This is a genomic window from Streptomyces spinoverrucosus (genome assembly GCF_006539505.1).
GTDB classification, from domain to species: domain Bacteria; phylum Actinomycetota; class Actinomycetes; order Streptomycetales; family Streptomycetaceae; genus Streptomyces; species Streptomyces spinoverrucosus.
In genome coordinates, this window is the sequence record NZ_BJND01000064.1 from 43,710 (window position 1) to 50,871 (window position 7,162).

Annotated in this window: 6 protein-coding genes; all 6 read left to right on the plus strand. The window is 68.7% G+C overall.

The window, feature by feature from the left end; genetic code table 11:
• The first annotated feature begins 5 nt into the window (after positions 1 to 5).
• The 6 genes from SSP24_RS33765 (at position 6) to SSP24_RS33790 (ending at position 6,721) form a co-directional block, all read left to right on the plus strand.
• Positions 6 to 1,760: an ABC transporter substrate-binding protein gene (locus tag SSP24_RS33765; protein WP_174864769.1), complete on the plus strand. Its 1,755-nt coding sequence runs from the start codon at positions 6 to 8 to the stop codon at positions 1,758 to 1,760.
• Between the two features lie 82 nt (positions 1,761 to 1,842).
• On the plus strand, positions 1,843 to 2,850 hold the full coding sequence (locus SSP24_RS33770) for an ABC transporter permease (protein ID WP_141313782.1): 1,008 nt from the start codon (positions 1,843 to 1,845) through the stop codon (positions 2,848 to 2,850).
• Positions 2,847 to 3,941: an ABC transporter ATP-binding protein gene (locus SSP24_RS33775; RefSeq protein ID WP_141313783.1), complete on the plus strand. Its 1,095-nt coding sequence runs from the start codon at positions 2,847 to 2,849 to the stop codon at positions 3,939 to 3,941. The genes SSP24_RS33770 and SSP24_RS33775 overlap by 4 nt, the downstream gene beginning before the upstream one ends.
• The gene (locus SSP24_RS33780; RefSeq protein WP_373306776.1) at positions 3,938 to 5,077 is read left to right on the plus strand and encodes an ABC transporter ATP-binding protein; all 1,140 of its coding nucleotides are present in this window, start codon (positions 3,938 to 3,940) and stop codon (positions 5,075 to 5,077) included. The genes SSP24_RS33775 and SSP24_RS33780 overlap by 4 nt, the downstream gene beginning before the upstream one ends.
• An 80-nt stretch (positions 5,078 to 5,157) precedes the next feature.
• Positions 5,158 to 5,850, plus strand: coding sequence for a trimeric intracellular cation channel family protein (locus tag SSP24_RS33785; protein WP_141313784.1), 693 nt, complete (start codon positions 5,158 to 5,160; stop codon positions 5,848 to 5,850).
• Positions 5,851 to 5,875: 25 nt separating this feature from the next.
• A complete protein-coding gene (locus tag SSP24_RS33790) occupies positions 5,876 to 6,721 on the plus strand; it encodes a thioesterase family protein (protein ID WP_141313785.1) in 846 nt (281 codons plus the stop codon).
• Positions 6,722 to 7,162 lie beyond the last annotated feature (441 nt).

The following is a 7,162-nucleotide window of genomic DNA, read 5'->3' on the forward strand; positions in this document are numbered from 1 at the left end:
CCATCATGCGAAGGTCAGCAATGGCCGTAGTCGCGGCCATCAGCAGCGCCGGGATGCTCCTGGCCGGCTGCAGCAAGGCCGATGACAACGGCGACAACGGCGGCAACGGCGCCGGGGCCAACGCCGCCACCAAGGAGGTCGTGAACGCCTCTACGGAGAAGGGCGGCACGGTCACCTACGCGATGTCCGACGTGCCGGACTCGTTCGACCCCGGCAACACGTACTACGCGTACATGTACAACTTCAGCCGTCTCTACGCGCGTCCTCTGCTGACCTTCCAGCCGGCCCCCGGCGAGAAGGGCAACGAGATCGTGCCCGACCTGGCGGAGTCCAAGGGCCAGTCCTCGGACGGCGGCAAGACCTGGACGTACAAGATCCGCAAGGGCGTGAAGTTCGAGGACGGCACCGAGGTCACCTCGGCGGACGTCAAGTACGCGGTGGAGCGCTCCAACTTCGCCCGTGACGTGCTCTCCCTCGGCCCGAACTACTTCGCCCAGTTCCTGGACGGCGCCGACAAGTACAAGGGCCCGTACAAGGACAAGAGCACCAAGGGCATCTCGTCCATCCAGACGCCGGACAAGTACACGATCACCTTCAAGCTCAGCCAGCCGTTCGCCGACTTCGACTACCTGGTCACCGCGCCGCAGACCGCGCCGGTGCCGCGGGCGAAGGACACCGGCGTCGACTACACCAAGAAGATCGTCTCCTCCGGCTCGTACAAGTTCGAGAGCTACCAGGAGGGCAAGTCGGTCACCCTGGTCCGCAACCCCGAGTGGGACCCGAAGACCGACCCGCTGCGCAAGCAGTACCCGGACAAGATCGTGGTCAACCTGAAGGTCAACCAGGCCACGATCGACAAGGACCTGATGGCCGGCACCACGACCGTCGACCTCGCGGGCCGCGGCGTGGACACCCAGACCCAGGCCCAGCTGCTCAACAGCGAGGACCAGAAGGCCAACACCGACAACACCTACGGTGGCCGGCTGGTCTACGCGGCGATCAACACCAAGGTCAAGCCGTTCGACAACGTCGAGTGCCGCAAGGCCGTGCAGTACGCCATCGACAAGGTGGCCGTGCAGACCGCGCAGGGCGGCCCGGTCCGCGGTGACGTCGCCACCACGGTGCTGCCGCCGGACGTGATCGGCTACCAGAAGTTCGACGCCTACCCGACCGAGGGCAACAAGGGCGACGCGGCCAAGGCCAAGGAGCACCTGACGGCCTGCAAGCAGCCGAACGGCTTCAAGACCTACATCGCCGCGCGCAGTGACCGCCAGCAGGAGGTCGACGCGGCCACGGCGATCATCGACTCGCTGAAGAAGGTCGGCATCACCGCCGAGATGAAGCAGTACCCGTCCGGTAAGTACTTCACCGACTACGCGGGTGTGCCCACCTTCACCGAGAAGCAGGGCATCGGCATCATCATGATGCAGTGGGGCGCCGACTGGCCGACCGGCTACGGCTTCCTGAACCAGATCCTCAACGGCAAGGCGATCAGCCAGTCCGGCAACACCAACCTCTCGCAGTTCAACAACGCGGAGGTCAACAAGCTGCTGGACGAGGCCATCCAGAACCAGGACGAGTCGGCGCGCAACGCCGCCTACGCCGAGGTCGACAAGAAGACCATGGACGAGGCCGTCATCGTGCCGCTGACCTACTTCAAGGTCCTGCTCTACCGGTCGCCCAACGCGACCAACGTGGTGTCCTCGGCTGCCTGGAGCGGTCAGTACGACGCTCTCAACCTCGGCACGACCAAGAAGTAGCGGCAAAGCAGCAGCCCCGGAAGGCAGGTGAAGGCATTGGTGCCCGCGGGCCACGCGTCCGCGGGCACCAGCGCCGGTCCCCGTGATCTCGTACATCATCCGCAGGACCATTGCGGCAGTGATCCTGCTGCTGGTGGTCACAGCGGTCACCTTCGGCATCTTCTTCCTGTTGCCGAGACTGGCCGGACAGACGCCCGACCAGCTGGCCGCGCAGTACATCGGTAAGAACCCGTCGCCGGAGGACATCGCGGCGGTCAAGGCGAACCTCGGGCTGGACAAGGCGGTCTACGAGCAGTACTGGGACTTCATCAAGGGGATCGTCTCCGGCGCCACGTACAACCTCGGCCCCACGACGGCCAAGTGCGAGGTGCCCTGCTTCGGCTACTCCTTCAAGAACCACACCGAGGTCTGGCCGCAACTGGTCGACCGGCTGCCGGTGACCGCCTCGCTGGCGGCGGGCGCCGCCGTGCTGTGGCTGCTGTCCGGTGTCGCCGCCGGTGTCATCTCCGCGCTCAAGCCGGGCTCCGTCTTCGACCGGACCGCGATGGGTGTGGCGCTCGCCGGTGTCTCGCTGCCGATGTTCTTCACCGGCCAGCTGGCGCTGCTGGTGTTCAGCTACCAGCTGGACATCTTCGGGCGGACCTATGTGCCGTTCACGGAGAATCCGTCCCAGTGGGCCAACACCCTCTTCCTGCCGTGGTGTTCGCTGGCCCTGCTGTACTCCGCCATCTACGCCCGGCTCACCCGCTCCGGCATGCTCGAAACCATGAGCGAGGACTTCATCCGCACCGCCCGGGCCAAGGGCCTGAAGGAGCGCAAGGTCGTCCTCAAGCACGGTCTGCGGGCGGCCCTCACGCCGATCGTCACGGTGTTCGGCATGGACATCGGACTGCTGCTGGGCGGCGCGGTGATCACCGAGTCGGTGTTCTCACTGCCGGGCATCGGGCAGTACGCCGTCCAGGCGATCACCGACAACGACCTGCCGCCGATCCTGGGCGTCACCCTGCTGGCCGCCTTCTTCGTCGTGCTCTGCAACCTGGTGGTGGACGTGCTGTACGCCACCGTCGACCCGCGGGTGAGGCTCTCGTGACCGACCTGTCCAAGACCGGGGCCGCCGTAGGCGAGCCCGTGCGCGCCGCCGAGGCCCCCGAGACCTTCCTCGAAGTGCGCGACCTGAAGGTGCACTTCCCCACCGACGACGGCCTGGTGAAGTCCGTCGACGGGCTCTCCTTCCAGCTGGAGAAGGGGCAGACCCTCGGCATCGTGGGCGAGTCCGGCTCCGGCAAGTCCGTGACGTCGCTCGCCGTCATGGGCCTGCACCGCCTGGGCAACCGGGGCAAGAACGTGCAGATGTCCGGCGAGATCTGGCTGGACGGCAAGGAACTCGTCTCGGCGAGCCCGGACGAGGTGCGGCGGCTGCGCGGCCGGCAGATGGCGATGATCTTCCAGGACCCGCTGTCCGCGATGCACCCGTACTACACGGTCGGCAGCCAGATCGTGGAGGCGTACCGGGTCCACCACGACGTCGACAAGAAGACCGCCCGCAAGCGGGCCGTCGAACTCCTCGACCGCGTCGGCATCCCCGAGCCGAACAAGCGCGTCGACTCCTACCCGCACGAGTTCTCCGGCGGTATGCGCCAGCGCGCGATGATCGCGATGGCGCTGGTCAACAACCCCGAACTGCTCATCGCGGACGAGCCGACCACCGCGCTCGACGTGACCGTGCAGGCGCAGATCCTCGACCTGATCCGCGACCTGCAGAAGGAGTTCGGCTCCGCGGTCATCATCATCACGCACGACCTCGGCGTGGTCGCCGAGATCGCCGACGACATCCTCGTGATGTACGGCGGGCGGTGCGTGGAGCGCGGACCGGTCGACAAGATCTTCTACGAGCCGCAGCACCCCTACACCTGGGGCCTGCTCGGCTCGATGCCGCGGATCGACCGTGAGCAGACCGACCGGCTCATCCCGGTCAAGGGACAGCCGCCCAGCCTCATCAACGTCCCCTCCGGCTGCGCGTTCAACCCGCGCTGCCCCTACGCGGACATCCCCAAGGGCGGCATCACCCGCACCGAGCGGCCCGAGCTGCGGGAGGTCGGCGGCCGGCACTTCACCGCCTGTCACCTGTCCCAGGAGGACCGTACGCGGATCTGGACCGAAGAGATTGCGCCGAAGCTGTGAGCGAGACCGACACCCGGACAGGGACGATGGCCGAGACCACCGACGACGACAAACCGCTGCTCAAGGTCGAAGGCCTGGTCAAGCACTTCCCCATCAAGAAGGGCCTGCTCCAGCGGCAGGCCGGCGCGGTCAAGGCCGTGGACGGCATCGATTTCGAGGTGCGCCGGGGTGAGACCCTCGGCGTCGTCGGCGAGTCCGGTTGCGGCAAGTCGACCATGGGCCGGCTGATCACCCGGCTGCTGGAGCCGACCGGCGGGAAGATCGAGTTCGACGGCAAGGACATCACGCATCTGAGCACGGGCGGCATGCGGCCGTTCCGCCGGGATGTGCAGATGATCTTCCAGGACCCGTACGGCTCGCTGAACCCCCGGCACACCATCGGCACGATCATCTCGGCGCCGTTCCGGCTGCAGGGCGTGGAGCCCGAGGGCGGGGTGAAGAAGGAGGTCCAGCGGCTGATGGGGCTGGTGGGCCTGAGCCCCGAGCACTACAACCGCTACCCGCACGAATTCTCCGGCGGCCAGCGCCAGCGCATCGGCATCGCCCGCGCGCTCGCCCTGAACCCCAAGCTCGTCGTGGCCGACGAGCCGGTCTCCGCGCTGGACGTGTCCATCCAGGCGCAGGTGGTGAACCTGCTGGACGACCTCCAGGAGGAGCTCGGCCTGACGTATGTGATCATCGCGCACGACCTGTCCGTCGTCCGGCACGTCTCGGACCGGATCGCGGTGATGTACCTCGGCAAGATCGTCGAACTCGCCGACGGCGGCAAGCTGTACGAGTCGCCGATGCACCCGTACACCAAGGCCCTGCTGTCGGCCGTGCCGATCCCGGACCCCCGGCGCCGGTCGGCCAAGAGCGAGCGCATCCTGCTCAAGGGCGACGTGCCCTCGCCGATCTCCCCGCCGAGCGGCTGCCGCTTCCACACGCGGTGCTGGAAGGCCACGGAGATCTGCAAGACCACCGAGCCGCCGCTGCTCCAGCTGCGCCCCGGTCAGCAGGTGGCCTGCCACCACCCGGAGAACTTCGAGGACCAGGCCCCGCAGGACACCACGCTGCTGGCCGCCGCCAAGGAGGCGGCGGAACTGGTGCCGGAGGCCGAGCGGCCGGCGAAGACGGACGACGGCGACGAGGCCTGAGCCTCGACGACACGCAAGGTTCATGCGGCCCCTGCCTTGTTTTGTAAGGCAGGGGCCGCTGGACAGGTAAGAATATTGGGGTGCTCCAGCAACTGTTCACCCCGTCCGTTCAGCACACCCTCGACCTGATCGGCATCTTCGTCTTCGCGATCTCCGGCGCCCTGCTGGCCGTCCGCAAGAACTTCGACGTCTTCGGCATCGCCGTGCTCGCCGAGGTCACCGCGCTGGGCGGCGGGCTGTTCCGTGACCTGATCATCGGCGCCGTGCCGCCGGCCGCGTTCACGGACCTGGGGTACTTCCTCACCCCGCTGCTCGCCGCGCTGCTGGTCGTCTTCCTCCACCCGCACGTGGAGCGCATCCAGACCGGCGTCAACGTCTTCGACGCGGCCGGCCTCGGCCTGTTCTGCGTCGCGGGTACCACGAAGGCGTACGAGTACGGACTCGGCCTGCACGCCTCCGCGGCCCTCGGCCTCGCCACGGCGGTCGGCGGCGGCGTCCTGCGGGACGTGCTCGCCAACGAGGTGCCGTCGCTGCTGCGCTGGGACCGCGATCTGTACGCCGTCCCCGCGATCGTCGGCGCCACGATGGTCGCCCTGTGCATCCGCTACGACGCCCTCACCCCGCTGACCAGCACGCTCGCCGCCGCCACCGCCTTCGTACTGCGGTTGCTGGCGATGCGTTTCCACTGGCGGGCGCCCCGGGCGTGGAACCGGCGCTCGACGGTCCGCGAGGAGGAGCCGCCCCGGCAGCCCGCAACAAAAGCTACCGCTTAGTAATTTGCTGTTGTACGGTACCGCCATGGCTCAGGCATCCCAGGCGACCATCGGCAACAGCGAGTTCGACCGCGACACCGCCGTCACCCGGCGCTCCGAGGGCGTCTACGACATCGACCTCTCCGCGGGCTGGACCATCATCAGCGCCGTCAACGGCGGCTACCTCCTCGCCGTCCTGGGCCGCGCCCTCGCCGACGCCCTGCCGCACCCCGACCCGTTCACCATCTCCGCGCACTACCTGACCGCGTCCCAGCCCGGCCCCGCGGTCGTCCGCACCGACGTCGTCCGCACCGGCCGCACCCTCTCCACCGGCCAGGCCTCGCTCTTCCAGTACGACGACCAGGGCCGCGAGATCGAACGGATCCGTGTCCTCGCCTCCTACGGCGACCTCGGCTCCCTCCCGGACGACGTCCGTACGACCGCGCGGCCGCCCGCCATGCCGCCGATGGACCAGTGCTTCGGCCCCGAGGACGGCCCCGCCCCCGTCGACGGCAGCTCGGCGATCACCGAACGGCTGCTGCTCAAGCTCGACCCGTCCACCCTCGGCTGGGCGCTGGGCTCGCCCTCCGGCAAGGGCGAGATGCGGGCGTGGTTCGGCCTCAAGGACGGCCGGGACGCCGACCCCTTCTCGCTGCTGCTCGCGGTGGACGCGCTGCCGCCGACGGCCTTCGAACTCGGGATCTCCGGCTGGGTGCCGACGGTCGAGCTGACCGTGCACGTGCGCTGCCGTCCGGCGCCGGGCCCGCTCCGGGTGTCCATCACGACGCGCAACCTCGCCGGTGGGTTCCTGGAGGAGGACGCCGAGGTGTGGGACAGCGCCGACCGGTTGGTGGCGCAGTCTCGGCAGTTGGCTCGGGTGCGGCTGAAGTGACGTGGCTGGTTGGCCGCTTTATGGGGCGGTGAGGGGCCGTCGGTGTCTTGAGGCGCGCTTTGCCGCACGCACAGCCCGGTGACTCCTCCTCGTCGTCCGGCAGTGGCGGCTCCGGGCAGCAGCAGAACTGCCAGGCGCCGTCCGGGGCGCCTTCGGGGATGCCGAGCGGGGCGCCGTCGGGCGTTCCGTCCGGGGCGGCGTCCGGTGCTCCGTCGGGGATGCCGTCGGGTGCGCCGAGCGGGGCGCCTGGGTGCGGGCAGGGTGGGCAGGGTGGTCCCGGTGGTGGTGGCCAGGCGGGTGGTTGTGGCGGTCCGGGCGGAGCCATGCCGAGCCTGCAGCCCAGCGATCAGGCCGCCCAGTAGGGGCCGGACCTGTCCGTATCAGTCCAGCCAGTGCTCGCGGCCGATGCTGATCAGCCGCAGGCGGCGGGTCGCCAGCCGG